This is a genomic window from Amycolatopsis sp. NPDC039088 (assembly GCF_055598845.1).
The window spans coordinates 1-15354 of record NZ_JBVKAE010000062.1; the positions used below are offsets into that span (position 1 = coordinate 1).

Sequence of the window (15354 nt, forward strand, 5' to 3'; positions counted from 1 at the left end):
AAGCCGTCGGCCTGCTGGATCGCGCGCTGGGTTCCGGCACGCCAGGCCCTTACCAAGTGCAGGCCGCCATCGCGATCATGCACGCCCAGGCACCGACGGCCGAACACACCGACTGGGCCGGCATCACCGCCCTCTACGCCCGCCTGCTCGAGACGACCCCATCCCCTGTGGTCGCGCTGAATCACGCTGTCGCGGTCGCCATGGCCACCGGCCCAGCCGAAGGACTGGCGCTCATAGACGAAATCGAGGGCCTCGACCACTACCACCTGCTGCACGCGGCCCGCGCCGACCTCCTGCGCCGCCTCGGCCGCACCGACGACGCGGCCCAGGCATACCGGCGCGCACACGACCTCGCCACCAAACCCGCCGACCGGCGCTTCCTCCTCGGCCGCCTGCACGCACTCGAAACTCCGGAGTCCCGATGAGACTGTCCATTCTCGACAGCGGCCACCGCCGCCGCGCGAAGCTGTTCCTCACGATCACCGCCAAGAAGTCGCGAGGCGACAGCCCCGACATCGTGAAAATGTTGCTCTACCGCCCCGGTTTCCTCACCAAGCCGTTGCTCGACCTGACCGCCGAAGCAATGCGAGGACCTTCCTACTGGACCGCCGGGGAGCGCGAATACCTCGCCATGACCACGGCACAGCTGCACCAATGCCCGTTCTGCGTCGTCACCCACGCCGAGCTCACCCGGATCGCCGGCAACGGCGAGATCGACCCGGACGACCCCGGCTCCGCGCGACCTGAACTCCTCGCTGTCCGCACCTTCCTCGAGCCGATCACCCTGCACCCCGACCGGGCCGACGCCACCGCGGTGACCGACCTACCCGAGCACGCCATCCTCGAAGCACTACGCGTGAACCTGGTCTGGAACATCGTCAACCGCCTCGCCAACGCCTTCGGCTTCACCCTCCGCGACGGCCAGCTGCACAGCGGAACCCGGTCACTGCACCGATTCGGCTACCGATTCCCCGGCTTCCTTCTCGCCGACGGCCGCCCCGTCGATCACGGCGACACCGTGCAGAACCTGCGGCACACGGTGCTCACGGCGCCGGCCACGACCAAGCCGTCGCTACGAACCGCCGCCGCAGGCGGAGACGCCCTCCCCGAGCCGTTGCAGTCCTACACGAGGAAAGTCCGCGACACTTCCTTCAAGATCACCGAAGCGGACATCACCGAACTCACGGAAACCGGCTACAGCGAAGACGAAATCTTCGAGATCACCGTCGCCGCCGCGGTCGGAGCCGCCTTGCGCAGCTTCGACACCGGCCACCACGCGATCAAAAACTGACTTCCCAGCGCTGTCGAGAAACGCCTCCGCCGTTCGTCCTCTGATGAGTCAACCGATGATTCACCGAAAGGACCGACCATGCCCGGACACGTCAACTGGGTTGAAATCCCCGCCGCCGACACCGCCAAGGCCCGCAGCTTCTACGGCGCCCTGTTCGGCTGGTCGACCAACGATTTCGGCGGCGACTACCACGTGATCGACAACGGCCCGGCAGGCGCGATCACGCCGAACGAACCCGACCTCACCCACCCTCGCGTCTACTTCGCCACCGAAGACATCGACACCTCCGTCAAACGACTCCACGAACTCGGAGGCCGCAGCGACGACGTCCGAACAGTCCCCGGCGTCGGCCGGATCGCACACTGCCACGACGACCAGGGCACACCCTTCAGCCTCTACGAACCGGCTGCAGCAAACTGACTGAACGGGACCTGCGGCTCCATACGGGAACGCGCGTGACCGCCATCAAGCTACGGGCGGTCACGCGCTCAGCACCACCGGACGGAACACAGCACTAGCCAACTCGAATCCCAGAGCCAGCAGGTCTTCCTGGATTGGGACGTCAACTTGTAGGTCTGGCCGGTACTTCTCGCTGGCCACAGCTGCTTGTTGCTTGTACCGAGTTGCCAGCCAGTCACGACCGAACACGAGCTCGCCCCACCAGAACCAACGCCGGCCGTTGTGCTCCGGCTTGACCAGTTCATCGAGCAGATCGCTTTCCTGCACCAGGTCGAATTCGATTTTGTCCGCGCCGGGAATTGTCCGTTGCCATGTACTGACTTTGTCATCGTACTTCTGCCGCTGAGATTTAAGATCACGACCACCTTTCCCCGCGGCCAAGTTCCAGGAGACGACGAACGTCAGCTTGCGCAGGCTCGGACGTTCCTTGGCCACCTGCTTAACCGACTTAGTCATCGCGGTCAGGAGCGCGTCTATCCCGTGAACGTGTTTAGCCTGCCAGCCCAACTCGGCGCCGTTCGGCAAGGTGGCGTACCACTCCACACCACCATCAGGATTGCCAGTCCGGATGGCTTGCGTCGCGGGCGGGACTCTGTCCTTGAGCAGCTGAATGAAAGCTCCTCGAAGGCACGGCTCTGCTCACCGTTCCAGGTACGCAGCGTATCGAAGCTCGACGCGGCTACTTTTGGCATTTCGCGCCCTCTCGACTCGAAGCCGTCGAGGGAAGCCTGCCGCCCCTGGCAGTCCCCACTCTGTTGGCAGGACGGCGCGAGACCTGGCATTCGGCGATGGAGGCCGAAGCCTTCGTAGTTGAGTCCTGGCTCAACATTTTTCCTCGGCCTAAGCAGTGAACCCTTGATGTTAACGGTTTCGCCACGTCAGAATTCAGGAAATAACTTCATGATCGCCCACCTTGGGGTTCGCGCGACTTGTGTCGCTGTCGTTCCAGCAACGACACCACTCGACCACTTTCCCGAAAGCTACTTTCATTGCCCGCTTGAAGGTCGCGGGGTCGTGCACTATCAGGCTTCCGAGCGGTGACTGTACGAAAAAGATCAACTGGCACGCGGCACTGTGCGACCAATTGCGCCTCGTCGATTCTTTCCTGCGCCAACAGCTCCACTGCACGCGGGAGCAGCGACGGCTGCTCGATGGCGTCGATCAAGCCGGGTTCCTTTCGCCGCCAGCCACGGGCGGAGATGGTAGTCATGGCGTTGCGGTAGGACACATCACTAAGCCGACCAAGCCAGCGGGCCCGGTATAGCAACGCTTGAATGCTTACGCCCCACTGTTCTTTAAGACGGGCCAAGGTTTGCCAGACGTTACCGCCCATGGTGGCCGGAAGCAGGTCGCGGATCTGGTCGGCCGGCATCAGCAGTTCGGCGGCGAAGCGGTGGGCTTGGTCTTCGACGATCCGGCCGCCCGGTTCGGCGTCGCCGTGCATGATCAAGTGCCCCAGTTCGTGCGCCACGTCGAAACGCTGCCGATAGTAGTCACGTTTGATCGGGTTGAGGATGACGACTGGACGCAACCGGCTGTCGAACGAGTAGGCATCCACCGAGGCCGCCTGCTCAGGGCTGAAGACCACTAACACGCCGTGATTCTCCAGCAGCCGAATGAGGTGTCCGGCTGGCCCACGTTCAGTCTGGACGAGTCGCCTTCGTCGCCCCTGACTTCGAACGCTCCCGTCGTGGACTTGCAGCGCTACCTTGAGGTCCAGCGGAGGATCCTCAAGGATGCAGTCTGAACCCGACGCCCTTGTGTCCGGGTCTTCCAGTTGGATGGATTGCGTGAGACCTGCGAGATCTCGGCCGATTCCTACAGCGCACGATGTTTTGGAGACTCGTTGATCCAGTACCCCGCATTTCGTTCCTGGCAAGCAATGCAGAAGCGGACCAACAACAGCCTGGTGGCCTTGGTGATTGGCACACGCCTAGCTGAGATGAAGATGAACGAGGCCAAGGGATTCGGCAAGGTCGGACAGGTACTCGCCGGCGTCGCACACGCCGAGCGACTGGACGTGTCCGCAGACGCCGCAGAACTCATCTTTCAGACAGCGAGCACTGACATCGCCTTCCTGGCGATCCCTCAAGTCGTGGCCCTGCACATCGAACTGTGCGTTGAAACCGTGGAAGAGTGCCTGCACCACCCCGGTTTGGTGACGCCTCCCGCGAACGGCGCCGCGCCGGACAGGTGGACGGTGCCCGACCTGGCCAAGGCGGTTCGCTTCGGCGAAAGCCCAACGACAGCTGATCATCTGATGAAGTTCTGCGTCGCGCCGCGAAACACCATCATGCACGGCGCGGGCAAGGTCGACCGCAAGCTGATCACCACGTGGAAGAACCTGGACAAACCGGCGAAGAAACGCTGGTCAGACCTGGCAGGTCGACCCTCCACATACTCGGCGGCAGGTACGCTTCCCAGCCTCAGCTGGATGGAGGTGCTCACCACGTTGGCCATCACAAAGCAGTCGGCACACGAGATTAACGAACGAGTCACCAGAAGCCTGACGAGACAACAGTGGGCAGAGCTGATCGCTCGTGACTACCGGGACAGTTCGAAGCACAGCCGACGGCGATTCAACGACTCGCGACCAGAGGTACCGGGCTCCGACTCGGACAGTGCAGCACGCGGCCGTGACGACCGGATGCAACAACGGCTGCGGGCTCACGCCGACACCTACTACCGCGCGCTGGCCATGACAACCGCAGAACTACGCCAAGGACGAGCCTTGGCGACCGAGTAAGGAGCGGGCGCTCTACCCTTGAGCTACTGGTGAACAAAGATTGTTCACGGACTGGCCTCGACACCAGTATCTCCCGCACAGTGGCGACCCCGGTGGTGAACCGGGCCCATCCCGTAGATGATCGCCTACATCCTGCCGACGTCCATGGTACCTGTTCATCATCAGATGGCGCACCGTCAACAGGGGTAGTCCGTCATCCGCGAGGCCGAGACGAGCCCGAGAGGTCCGAAACAGTCCGACACCAGGCGACATACCCCGACACCCAGGATGTGCCGCGACCAGACGAAAAGGTCTTGTCCGGCATCATTCGACATCATCCGACATTGAAAGCAGCTCACTCTTAACCAGCGGGTTCAGCTACCCCAGTACTTCATCTGCCCGTCGGGAGAGTGGCAGATCGGACGTTTGCCTGAGCGTTCTCAAGGCGAATGACCGATACGAGGGCCCGCGACATCTTCGCTCCGACATGAAGCTGCTTCCGGAGCGTCTCCGCGGAGATCGGTCGCCGGTAACGCCGCCAGTGCTCGACGTCCGCGAGCCGGGCTCGCTCCACCAGCTCCTCCTCGAGAGCAGTTACCTGGCGGCGCGCCGCTCCCACCTGGCGGCCACGTCGAAGGGGCGTGTACCCAGACACCTCCACTTGAGCGTCATCGTACTTCGAGTCTGCCGCCGAAGGGCTGGACAGGTTTCCTGAACCGGGATCGGCTTTAGCAGTACTCAAGGCACGGAGAAGGCCCGGTCCCGCCTCAGCCCAACCGATCAGCAGGAGCGGGCCGACCGCGTCGAACGCTGCCTTACCCCATTGACCAGCGCATACCGGGTCAGCAACGTTCAGCAGCAGAGTCACCGCGCTCGCCGCCAGCAGCAGGCGTCGCGCTGGCCGCAGCACGTCATCACTAGCCCCGGACAGCGCTAAGTGTCGCGTACCGACAAGCAACCCCAGCACCGTCAAGTCAACAGCCGGCGCCACCAGCGGCGCCACGAACACCGGTACCTGCAGCTTCAACGCCAGGTTCAACACGTTCCCGAACCCGAAGAGGAAGGTCAGCCCGATGACCAGCCCCATCGTGACCGTGACAAACCGAGCAACCGTCTGCGAGCTGGCGCTCATGCCGGGCCTCCGCCTGAGCCCGGAAGCTCGAAGCTCGCCTCGATCATCAACGTACCGACGAAAAATTCCTGGTCAGGCCCGTTCCCGTCCTTTGGTAGTCTTGCCGGGGGCTCGAACCTGCGCCGCATGGAAGTCGTCATCGAGCATCAACGCCCTGACCGCAAAGACGCTGGGCGATCCCGGCGATCGCGGAAGATCGCAGTTCACAGCGGATGTGATTTCGAGTGGATGCTGCACGCGCCTCACCAGGGATTCGAACGCACATCATGGCGCCACAACCAACAGTGTTCGCTGGTGGAGGACGTGTGCGCAGTGGGCGATTCGGTCCTCGGACACACTTGCACGGGAAATCTCCCGCACCACAGAGTAACAACCCGGTCGCTCCAGGTCACTGGAGTGGTCCGGGTTTTTCTGGTTCGGCTAGGCTGGACGTGTCCGCTGGTTCCTCCCCTGAACGCCTGCGCCGGGGAGGTGCGTCATGAGCGGTCTGATGCCGGGCCTGTCCCTGCGGAACGCCCGCCGTCCCACCGGTCCGGTCCAGAGTTCTCCAGCGCCACCGCAGGCCGCGGCCCTGGCGTCGCTGCCCGCCCCGCCGTCGCCCGCGGCGCCCTATGTCGGCATGGCGCGGGTTGACGCCTCGGGCCGGGTGCAGAATCGCGATTCGGTCGATCTGCTGGGGTGGTCGCGCGGCGACACTCTGCTGCTCACCGTCCTCGAGACGTCGGTGGTGTTCCAGCGCCGCCCCGACGGCACCGTGGCGATGACGGCGAAACCGTATGTCGTGATCCCGGCGGCGGTCCGCGCGCGGTGCTTCCTGCACGCGGGCGCCCGGGTCCTGGTCGCCGCGGACCCTGCCCAGGACGTCCTGGTCGTGCACTCCCCCACCTCGGTGGAGCGCATGCTGCTGATGTTCCACGCCCGGCTGAGCGGGAGTGACCGGCGATGACCGCGGACCACGCCACCGCCAGTCCCGCCGAGATCGAGGCGGCGCGGCTGCTCCTGGACAAAATGGGGGTCTCCCCCGCCGATCTGCTCGCCACCGCCCCACCGGCACCGGCACGGCCCATGCCCACCGTCGGCCAGTGGATCGACACCGTGGGCGACATGGTGTCGCCGGGCACCGCGCGCTCCTACGGCTCGTACTGGAAGAAAGCCCGGGCGGCGTGGGAACACCGCCCGCTGGACCAGGTCAGCGCCAGCGACATCCGGGCGGAGGCCGAACGCGCCAAGGCCACAGCCGTGGTGCGCCGCAACTCCCGCGGTGGGCGCAACGCGGCGGAAAATTTCGTCGCCGCCATACGGTGCCTGTACAAACACGCCCAGGACGACGATCTCATCGACGAGCGGAACAACCCGGCCCGCCGGGTCACCAAACCCCGCCGCCTCCCCTCGACCCGCCGGGCCCTGCCCGACGAACGGCTCGACGAGGTCAACACAGCCGTCGCCACCTCAGGCAACGATCCCGAACTCGACTCGCTCATCATGCGCCTGCACGAGGAAACCGCCTGCCGTCGAGGTGGCGCGATCGCCCTGCGGCCACGTGATCTCGACGCAGAACAATGCCTGGTCCACCTGCGGGAGAAAGGAGAGACAGCACGCTGGCAGCCGGTATCGCCCACCCTGATGCGCGGACTGCTCCGGCACGCGGAAACACGCGGACACGGTGACCGTGACGCGCAGCTGCTGCGCTACGCCAGCGGCGACCCCATCACCGACCGCCGTTACGACAACATCTGGATACGCGTCGGGCGGCGACTACCGTGGGCCTACGCACAGCAGATCAGCGCGCACTGGCTCCGCCACACCACCCTGACCTGGGTAGAGCGGAACTTCGGTTTCGCCGTCGCCCGCGCCTACGCCGGACACAGCGATTCCCGCGACAACATCACGGCCGGCTACGTCAAAGCCGACCTCCACGACGTCGTCACCGCGCTCGCGGCACTCACCGGTGAGCCACATCCCCTCGCCGTACGCCCCGACAGCGGATTCCCGAAGCCGGCCCCTGCGTCGATAGCCACATCCGACTGACCGCGACCGCCGGGGCAGACACGGGCGTGACTCCGCGCCTGTGTCCGCCCCAGGCCGAGGCACAGTCGTATCCGCACATCAACGATCACTGCCGACGCACCAGTCGTCCGCAAGTCCGCACGTCACGGCTACCCGGTCTCCGCACTTTGCCCGGGTTCCGCAGCGGTGTGGAAGAGCCCGACCATCCGATTCAGCGCCGCGAGCGGATAGATCACCAACGCCGCGTGTGCGGGCAACGCGCACAACAGCACCTGCTGGGAGGCCACGATGCCATGGAGATGACGCAGGGGCGCGGGGATCACGATGGTGGCTTTCCGCGGCAGCGCATGCGAACCGTCGGTCGCGGGATACGCCACGAGCACACCAGACTCGCTCCTGTACACGACTCGCTCACCAGGCTTCCAGGACAAGACATCCCGCGCAGCCCTCGCCGGCACCGTTCCCGACGCGTCGACACGCGCCATGCTGTAAACGACCGACGCATCGCCAGCCTCAGGAACCAGGGCGGCAACCGGTAGCGGTCGATGAACGACCACCTTGGCAAGATCTCGCGAAGGAAGCGAGAGAGCGCCGACCACCTGCTCAGCCAACTGCGCGGCCACGCAACCACCCCGGAAGGTGGAGGAGCGGACGGCTCGAACCACGAACGTAGAAATAGTCGGCCAGCAGCTATCACCAGCGGTATCAGCCCGCATCACGCACCTCCACCATAGGCCAGGCAAAACGCCTGAGGGAGGGCATAGGCCGAGCCGTACAACAAGGCCGGACCCACCACCCAGAATGTTGCGCTGGCGCCGCCGTGTCAAACACGCAGTCGGCTGGCATGCGAGATTTGGAACCTCGTGACGGACAAGTGTCGGTAAGCGTCGATCGAGCTCCTGGGCTCCGTGACCACGATCGCAGGGCTCAAGAATTGGCTTGTACGACCAGCCGGCCAAGCAGGCCAGCCGTGCTGCCGACCAGGGCGACGGCATCAGCCCGAGTCCACGTGAAGTGCTCGGTAGTTCCCTGATCATCATGGGCAGCCCCACTAAGCAGTGAGAAGGTGTCTTCGACGAGAAAGGCCCAGCGTTCGGACAGGTCGCGATCACGCGGGCTCTTGTTCCTGGCCTGTTGCACGATCTGTATCGTGCCTCCTGCTTTCCGAACGAACTCCAGGGCCTTCCGCGCCTCGGCGAGCGCCTCCTCCACGCGATCGTCCTGGATCAGCGTCCGCGCATTACGTAGGCGACGGGCGGCGTTCGCGTGCCCGGCGCTGCTAGTCAGCGGAACCAGTATCTCGACGTAGGTAGCAGCGTCGACACGTTCAAGTCCCTGCAGCCACTCGCCCGCGGGAAGCGCGAACGAGAGCTCACCGTTCCCACCGACCAAGGTGGTCGGCTCACCATCCGCGCCAACGACATTCACCTGTAGCACGACCCAGATCGAATCCGCACCCGAGCGCAGTTCTTCGACGACGCGGAGCTGCTCGACGCTGATGAAGCCAGTGAGCCTGAACTCGGTCGCTACCTGCGCCGGGTTGACCATGTGGCCAACGGCGAGCTGTGCCAGAAGGCGACGGTCCCGGCTCGGGTTTTGCCCCACGAGCATGGTGGCGGAGATCTGGTAGGGGGAAACGTCCTCGCGCTCGGCTGTTCGCCTGATGCTGAGGCTCAGTTCGATCTGCGCACCGCCGATGGCAGGGAAGAGGCGCAATGCCTGGCGTGCTGGCTCGAACACGAGCGACTCGGTCGAGGTGATGGCGAGGTTCAGCGTCATGGTCCAGCCGTTCGTGTCAGTGAAAGCCAACCGAACAGTATGCGGCTGACCAGGTCCACCGGCGCTCACAATGGCGGCGTGTCGCGGTACACGGAGCAGCGGAGCTCGCCCGAAGAGGCTGGATCGCACCTGTGACTGTGAGCTGTCCCTGTCACCCAGCCGCCGGGTCGACCAGGGTTTACTCTGGGTCACCACATGTACGCGATATCTGCCACCAGAGTTCGACAAGTCGCTGCACCGCGCCGGGGAAGTGCCCTCCATACGACCCGAATCTGCTTACTGTAAGGCTGACGTCGACGTGATCGGTGTCGGGCAAGTCGAGATCGACCACGAACAGGCCAGAGTGTTCACCGGCCTGGTTTTCCTGTCCCGCATGCTCGTCACTGTTCCGGCTCCGGCGGTATTCGACAGCGTATGGAACTCCACACAAGTGTCCGATCGACGGGGTTGCCGCCGCCCGCTGCTGCGGTTCTCGAACAGATTGAAGGACGGATCGCACTGTCAGTGCGCGGCGAGGTCGAGTACGGCGAGGCAGAGCGGACCCTCCTGGTTGGTGAAGGGGTTGTGCACGACGGTGTCCGGGGACACGGATTCCAGGACGTGGGTGGCCGCTGCCGCGTCCGGCTGCGGTAGGGCACCCGCATGGCGCAGTACGACGGCGAAGAGGCACATACGTTGCAACGGTTGCAGTGCCGGGCAGGCGTCGGCAATCGGGTCCCAAGGGGCCGCCATTATGGGGCTGTTCTCACGAATACCCATTGGTGCGTTTAGGGCGGTCTTGAACGCTTCCACGGCGTCGGCGTCAACTCGTAGCCGCCGCATCAGCGGCTCGGTGAACATGGGCAGGTACAGGTCCGACAGGCCCATACGGATTCGGGTGTGAGCGCGGGTCGCGATGACTGGCAGATCTTGCGGTTCGGCTGCACCGAACGCGATGGCCAACGTGTCGCCCCAGTCTCGGTGCTCGCGAGTTTCGATGTCTGTGTCGAACCCCGTTTCGAGGTCTCGAAGAGCGGCGATGGACAAGCTGTCCGCTGGAAACAGCTGGATGTAGGCGGCTAGCTGTTCGCTCGGATAGATGCGGCCCGGCCAGGTGTCGACCGCACCCTCAGTAAGGATGGCCTTGAACACCTCGTCGGACACACTCCAACTGTCTCGGTCCAGGACCGAGTCGAGGAGCTGGTCGTGCCGACGGTGGGCTATGTGGCCGAGTTTTGGCACCAGCGCACGAAGGACTCCTTCGTCGCCACTGTTCTCTTCTTTGGCCCACAAGAGGAAGTGCCGATCTTGGCGGAGCGTGGCATCAGTGTCGGCCTCGTGGCGGAGCATCTCGGCGATGGCGGGGTACCGGGAAGCGACTGTCGCAAGCGCAGACATGACGTTGCGCCGTTGCTCGCTGGCCGATCGACGCTGGCTGTCGGACTTCCCGTTCAGCCGCTCGAAGATGTCGTCGCCGAAGTGAGCGCACAATCGTTCCCAGTTCTGGGCGACGAGGTCTACGAGGATCTGATCCACCTCACCGTCGAAGAGGACATCGAGTTTGACGCCGGGCGCGCCTGAGTGCCCAATGGTTTCCTCGATGCCGTCAATCAGTGTGAGGTCACCGAGCATGAGCATGCCGATCCATGCCAGTTGCCGGCGCTCTTCGAGTTCAGGGCCGTAGGCGCACAGGTCTTCCTTGATCTCCTCCCGCAGCCATTCCATCTCGGACGTGAGTGTGTCGGAGCCCGCTAGGTCATTGTGGGCCTGCTGGTGGCGCGTGATCGCTTGGCTGAGCCCGATGAAGGCGTTCCGGCGAACCTCGGTGTCCGGCTCGTTCTTCCATTCAGCCATGACGCCGATGAGGTCGGCCGCGGCGAGCGAGCTGCGTGCGAGTTCGAACGCCAGGACTTCGCGCAGCTCTGGCTCGATGTGCTTGAGAAGGTTGAGGGTTTTGTCGAGGATCCGGAGGGAGGGTTCGTCGGTCCTGCCGCAGTACGCGCTGAGGATAGCGGCTGGAATGGTGTCCGGAATTCCTGAAGTGATGGGCCTTGGGTCGTGGACAAGCTTGTCGGCGAACTCCTGGACAGCTGGCTGCCCAGGCCAGGCTGTGATGACCGCTGGGACGTGCCACATCAAGAGGTGAGGGCTCACCTCCGTGCAAAGCGCTGCGAGTTCGGCTGGGTCGTAGCTGGCAAGCACCTCTCGCACGGCATCAGCTTCAGCACCCGGTTCCCGGACGGCGTCCGCGAACCGCTTCCAGGCATCGGCTACGGCCTTGGCAACGACTACGCGATTCTCGCTCGGACCACGTGGGTCGGGCTGGCGCAGCAGGGATACCAAGACGTCGAAGCCCTCCGTTGGACCGAGCACGTCGATGGCTATGCCGGCCATAGGCGCGGCTTGACGGGGTAGGGGCTCGCCTTGCCACGTCGCGGCCAGCAACGTCAGAAAAAGTGGAGACCTGGAAAGCTCGGCGAGTTCCGGGATGGCGTTCAGTTGGTCAAGGAACGGTTCGACGCCGGCCATCCACATCGACGAGCCGGCCGGAGCGGCTTCCGACTGTGTTACTGGTTGAAGGATCCCAGCCACGATCGTCCAGCGCTGACGGTCGGTCAGTGGCGTGATCTCAGCCTGTGCCCAAGGACGCCTCCAGTTGAGCCGATCGACCGCATAAGGGCGTGTGGAGAGAATCGCTGACGCGCTGGTGCGACCGAGGAACGCCTCAAGGATCCCGAGGGCGCGTTCGGCTGCGCCGACGTCGCTCCACTCATCGACGCCATCAACGAGCAGCAGCAAGCGGTCGTCCCGCAGGGCGCGCTGGACCAGCGGCCAAAGGTGGGTGGCGCTCTGCGACTTCAGCCAGGCTTCGGCAGCCGAAACGAGCGAGTTTTCCGTCGACGCTTCAAGGTGGCGGCACAGGAACCCGAACGGCAGCCAGATCGGCAGGTCAGTGGCATGTTCCCGCTGCAACGCGATCGACTGCGGTTGGGACGACAGCAGGTCCGTTGCCACGAACCGCAAGAGGCTGGACTTTCCCGCTCCCGGACGGCCGATCAGCAGCCGGTACTTACCACCAGCCAGCCAGTCGTCAGCCACAACGGCGCCAACCGTCGTCGGCGCGGCCTGACTTCTACGCTTGATTAGCTGGCGGGCAGATCTGAAGGACTGCCGGCGGGCACCCAGTCGCGGGGCGATGTAGGTGTGCCCATCGGCCGAACTTTCCGCCGAGTGTTGATCCTCAACGGTCGGCTCAGGCCGTTCGGCGTCGATGACATCGGCCCGTTGGCGGTTGGGATCGACATCCAGGATGACGAACTCGCCGTCGGGGTCTGCGTTCTCAGCCAGGTGGACTCCGCCTTGGACAGAGAAGACGGCGTGGTATAGGTCGCGTAGCCCAGCGCGTAGGTCTCGCTGTCCTGGTGCGGCAGGTTGTTCGCAAGCGCTTCGGCTGCGGCTTGGCCGCAGAAGCGTTCTACCCAGGGTCGGCCGAAGAAGTCGTCGACGATGTGGGGCTGGTCTTTCAGCAGGCTGGATACTTCCTGCACACCCCACGGAACGAAGGTGATCTTAAGTTTGGCCAGCCGTTCGGTCTGCTGACGGATCGCGGCGTCCAACTTGGTGTCCTGCAGGTCGAACGAGGTGGCGAAGTGGAACGTCGCCGTCTTGTCCGCCCATTCGCCCTTCAGTAGGTCGTCGATGGCCTTTTTGATCTTGGTTGCGGTCAGCGTCTTGATCCGCCGAGATTGCAGGGTGATGTAGTCCCGACCGCCGGACTCGCCGTGCGTCAGGTCGAGCGGGAGCCGAGCGTAGGCGTCGATCCCAGCTTGGGCTTGGCCTGGAACACCGAAGAGCTTGGCGTACTGGACAGGCCGGACGGTGTGCAGAAGCCTCAGGAACAGACGCTCGACGTCGGGCCATTCCAATTCGCCGATAGGCAGCACCTGAGCCCTGGTGTCGATCGGTGGTGCCGGCAGCGCACCTGTAGGGGCAGACCACAGGAGCGCTTCGATGCTGTCTCGGCTACCCGCCTCGTCCACGAACGCGACCATCGTCATCCTTCGCTGCCTCCCACCTCGGCTCCGGCCGCCAAATCAAGTACAAGCGACTCATCCACACATCAGCAACCGAGAGGAGTTAGCCCTCCGCCTGGAGCGCCTTCGGCAGCTACCAGCGGCTACAGTTGTTGGTAAGGATCAGCGCGTTCGGCCCGGCAACCCGACATGCTGAGCAGGGGCCGTCCGGGCCGCAGCATGCACATCGCCGTTGCTGACACATGCGCGGATCGTAGACGCACGCAACCGTGCCCGCCCCGCTGTGCGGCCGGCAGGTCGGGCAATATGTCCCTGCCGGCGCAGCTGCGGGACCTGCCTGCACGGACGCCCCCCGTGTCGTGCTGCGCGGCACACACGCCCAAAGAGCCGACCGGCGCCATTCTCAGCCAACTTGGGCCCTCGACTGGCCGACAACCGCGCTCAGCTTGGCCCTCTGAAGCGCTCAGGCACACCGACGACGACCGCGATGAACTCACGAGTTCCTGATGACAGTTGCGGTTCACAAGTGACAGTTAGAGCTCACAGTCACAGCGCCTGACGGCGAGCTGTCGCCACTCAACGTCCATGTCATGCGTCAAGGAGTTGGCAGGGTTTGATCTTGATAGAGCTGGGCTCAGCACATGTACGTTTAGGCTCGACGGCGACCTCGGACAGGTCGAGTCCGATGATCCGGTCGAACGCGGCGAGCGCTTCGGCGCGTAGTTGGTGGAAACACCCCCGCAGCGATCCACTCATCGCGACGGGCTCGCAGCGTGGTGTCAGAGACCCGGTGTTCGAGGATTGCTTCGATGTCGACCCACGACGCCCCGTGGTGAGGCGGATCAAGATTCCCCAGAACACCAACCGGTCGGGCACCCGTGGCCGGTGGCAGCCAAGCGGGTGGACTGCCGGAACTCAGGAGTCGCCGCTCACCGACCGATGCTGACGTGGCCGATGGGCCTGCGTTCCGAAGCGACCCACGGTCGCGACCTGATCAGTCGACGGGTTACTGGTTGAAGAACGTCTTCAGTACACGGGCCATGAGTTCGGGGGCGACGACGTGTCCCTGCCCGTCGAGCGTGTGTCGTTCGGTCTGGGGGGTGGCAGCGGCTATCGCTTTTGCGGCGCGGTCGAAGAAGTCGGTCGGGAGGCCCGCCAGCTGGGGCTGGGTGATCGGCCCCTCGGTGGTCACCAGGACCGACTGAGTGATGCGGGCAAGTCGGTTCGTGGGGATCTTGTAGTCATTGAGGACCACGGCGTCCTTGACAAGCGTGTGGGCGAGCGCGACGGACAAGGCCCAGTACGGGTGCTGTTTGCCAGCCGCGATGTCCGCGTCGGGTCCGCCGGTAAGCCTCATGAACAGTTCCAGCATCTCCTCGTCCCGCCCGGCTTTGTATGCCTCGTTGGTGTCCGCGATGTACTGGTTGAACCTCGGCCACAGGTCGTCCCCGATCGCGTACGGCACATCCCACACCGCGATCTTGTCGATCGCCGAACCTGCCGCTGCTGCCTCCAGCGCGAGGGCGCCGCCAGATGAGGCGCCGTACACGTGAGCTGAGCCGCCGGCTGTCGCAATCAGCGCGTCGAGGTCTTCCACCTCCCGCGCCACGGCGTACGGCGGTGTATTGCCGCTGTCGCCCCGGCCGCGTCGTGCGTAGTTGTAGACCGTGAAATGGTTGGCAAGGAGCCGGGCCAGCGGCGCGTTCTCAGCGCCGTCGTCGAGGGTGCCGCCGACGAGGATCACCGCCGGGCCAGTGCCTTTCCGGTCGTAGGCGATCCTCGTACCGTCGGCGGACGTCACACGAAGTGTCATCTCGTTCACTGCTTCTCTCCATTTCTCGATGCGTGGTCGTCACCGTCGGAGCATGTCGACCAAGGACCACCCGGGGGCCCGTCGCCGTGCCGTGTGTAGCCGATGACGGTGCCGTCGGCTGAGGTCACGGTTCAT

At 64.5% G+C, this 15354-nt stretch carries 14 protein-coding genes and 1 pseudogene; 6 read left to right on the forward strand and 9 right to left on the reverse strand.

Annotated features, from left to right (window positions below; translation table 11 throughout):
- The 3 genes and pseudogenes from ACZ7KI_RS41245 to ACZ7KI_RS41255 all read left to right on the forward strand — a co-directional run.
- Nucleotides 1–425 (forward strand): annotated as a pseudogene (locus tag ACZ7KI_RS41245) (RNA polymerase subunit sigma-24); the annotation flags it as partial.
- On the forward strand, nucleotides 422–1291 hold the full coding sequence (locus tag ACZ7KI_RS41250; RefSeq protein ID WP_470278439.1) for a carboxymuconolactone decarboxylase family protein: 870 nt from the start codon (nucleotides 422–424) through the stop codon (nucleotides 1289–1291). The pseudogene ACZ7KI_RS41245 and the gene ACZ7KI_RS41250, both read left to right, overlap by 4 nt.
- A 78-nt stretch (nucleotides 1292–1369) precedes the next feature.
- Entirely contained in the window at nucleotides 1370–1711 is a 342-nt protein-coding gene (locus tag ACZ7KI_RS41255; RefSeq protein WP_470278440.1) for a VOC family protein, read from the forward strand.
- Between the two features lie 60 nt (nucleotides 1712–1771).
- On the opposite strand, the gene ACZ7KI_RS41260 is transcribed toward ACZ7KI_RS41255, so the two are convergent.
- Together ACZ7KI_RS41260 and ACZ7KI_RS41265 are read right to left on the reverse strand one after the other, a co-directional pair.
- A complete protein-coding gene (locus tag ACZ7KI_RS41260; protein ID WP_470278441.1) occupies nucleotides 1772–2293 on the reverse strand; it encodes a hypothetical protein in 522 nt (173 codons plus the stop codon).
- A gap of 355 nt (nucleotides 2294–2648) precedes the next feature.
- Entirely contained in the window at nucleotides 2649–3344 is a 696-nt protein-coding gene (locus tag ACZ7KI_RS41265; RefSeq protein ID WP_470278442.1) for an ImmA/IrrE family metallo-endopeptidase, read from the reverse strand.
- 252 nt (nucleotides 3345–3596) lie between these two features.
- Between ACZ7KI_RS41265 and ACZ7KI_RS41270 the strand changes: the two genes are divergently transcribed.
- Nucleotides 3597–4496: a hypothetical protein gene (locus ACZ7KI_RS41270; RefSeq protein WP_470278443.1), complete on the forward strand. Its 900-nt coding sequence runs from the start codon at nucleotides 3597–3599 to the stop codon at nucleotides 4494–4496.
- A 370-nt stretch (nucleotides 4497–4866) separates the two neighbouring features.
- Here the strand turns inward: ACZ7KI_RS41270 and ACZ7KI_RS41275 are convergent, their stop codons facing one another.
- Nucleotides 4867–5607, reverse strand: coding sequence for a hypothetical protein (locus ACZ7KI_RS41275; RefSeq protein ID WP_470278444.1), 741 nt, complete (start codon nucleotides 5605–5607; stop codon nucleotides 4867–4869).
- Between the two features lie 478 nt (nucleotides 5608–6085).
- Between ACZ7KI_RS41275 and ACZ7KI_RS41280 the strand changes: the two genes are divergently transcribed.
- Together ACZ7KI_RS41280 and ACZ7KI_RS41285 are read left to right on the forward strand one after the other, a co-directional pair.
- Nucleotides 6086–6553, forward strand: a complete 468-nt coding sequence (locus ACZ7KI_RS41280; RefSeq protein ID WP_470278445.1) for a hypothetical protein — start codon at nucleotides 6086–6088, stop codon at nucleotides 6551–6553.
- Nucleotides 6550–7635: a tyrosine-type recombinase/integrase gene (locus tag ACZ7KI_RS41285; RefSeq protein ID WP_470278446.1), complete on the forward strand. Its 1086-nt coding sequence runs from the start codon at nucleotides 6550–6552 to the stop codon at nucleotides 7633–7635. Before ACZ7KI_RS41280 ends, ACZ7KI_RS41285 begins: the two co-directional genes overlap by 4 nt.
- A gap of 128 nt (nucleotides 7636–7763) precedes the next feature.
- On the opposite strand, the gene ACZ7KI_RS41290 is transcribed toward ACZ7KI_RS41285, so the two are convergent.
- The 6 genes from ACZ7KI_RS41290 to ACZ7KI_RS41315 all read right to left on the reverse strand — a co-directional run bounded on the left by ACZ7KI_RS41290 (nucleotide 7764) and on the right by ACZ7KI_RS41315 (nucleotide 15219).
- Nucleotides 7764–8237 (reverse strand): hypothetical protein, encoded by a 474-nt coding sequence (locus tag ACZ7KI_RS41290; RefSeq protein ID WP_470278447.1) that lies wholly within the window; start codon nucleotides 8235–8237, stop codon nucleotides 7764–7766.
- Between the two features lie 304 nt (nucleotides 8238–8541).
- Nucleotides 8542–9423: a hypothetical protein gene (locus ACZ7KI_RS41295; protein ID WP_470278448.1), complete on the reverse strand. Its 882-nt coding sequence runs from the start codon at nucleotides 9421–9423 to the stop codon at nucleotides 8542–8544.
- Between the two features lie 471 nt (nucleotides 9424–9894).
- Nucleotides 9895–12471: an NACHT domain-containing protein gene (locus ACZ7KI_RS41300; RefSeq protein WP_470278449.1), complete on the reverse strand. Its 2577-nt coding sequence runs from the start codon at nucleotides 12469–12471 to the stop codon at nucleotides 9895–9897.
- A 44-nt stretch (nucleotides 12472–12515) separates the two neighbouring features.
- Complete coding sequence (locus tag ACZ7KI_RS41305; RefSeq protein WP_470278450.1) at nucleotides 12516–13430, reverse strand: hypothetical protein; 915 nt, start codon at nucleotides 13428–13430, stop codon at nucleotides 12516–12518.
- A 496-nt stretch (nucleotides 13431–13926) separates the two neighbouring features.
- Nucleotides 13927–13998: a hypothetical protein gene (locus ACZ7KI_RS41310; protein ID WP_470278462.1), complete on the reverse strand. Its 72-nt coding sequence runs from the start codon at nucleotides 13996–13998 to the stop codon at nucleotides 13927–13929.
- Nucleotides 13999–14412: 414 nt separating this feature from the next.
- The gene (locus ACZ7KI_RS41315) at nucleotides 14413–15219 is read right to left on the reverse strand and encodes an alpha/beta fold hydrolase (protein WP_470278463.1); all 807 of its coding nucleotides are present in this window, start codon (nucleotides 15217–15219) and stop codon (nucleotides 14413–14415) included.
- Nucleotides 15220–15354 lie beyond the last annotated feature (135 nt).

What these genes read in the sequence shown, in the direction of transcription:
- ACZ7KI_RS41250 (WP_470278439.1), top strand. Translation starts at nt 422, where the DNA reads ATGAGACTGTCCATTCTCGACAGCGGCCACCGCCGCCGCGCGAAGCTG.
- ACZ7KI_RS41255 (WP_470278440.1), top strand. Translation starts at nt 1,370, where the DNA reads ATGCCCGGACACGTCAACTGGGTTGAAATCCCCGCCGCCGACACCGCC.
- ACZ7KI_RS41275 (WP_470278444.1), bottom strand. Translation starts at nt 5,607, where the DNA reads ATGAGCGCCAGCTCGCAGACGGTTGCTCGGTTTGTCACGGTCACGATG.
- ACZ7KI_RS41280 (WP_470278445.1), top strand. Translation starts at nt 6,086, where the DNA reads ATGAGCGGTCTGATGCCGGGCCTGTCCCTGCGGAACGCCCGCCGTCCC.
- ACZ7KI_RS41285 (WP_470278446.1), top strand. Translation starts at nt 6,550, where the DNA reads ATGACCGCGGACCACGCCACCGCCAGTCCCGCCGAGATCGAGGCGGCG.
- ACZ7KI_RS41305 (WP_470278450.1), bottom strand. Translation starts at nt 13,430, where the DNA reads ATGACGATGGTCGCGTTCGTGGACGAGGCGGGTAGCCGAGACAGCATC.
- ACZ7KI_RS41315 (WP_470278463.1), bottom strand. Translation starts at nt 15,219, where the DNA reads ATGACACTTCGTGTGACGTCCGCCGACGGTACGAGGATCGCCTACGAC.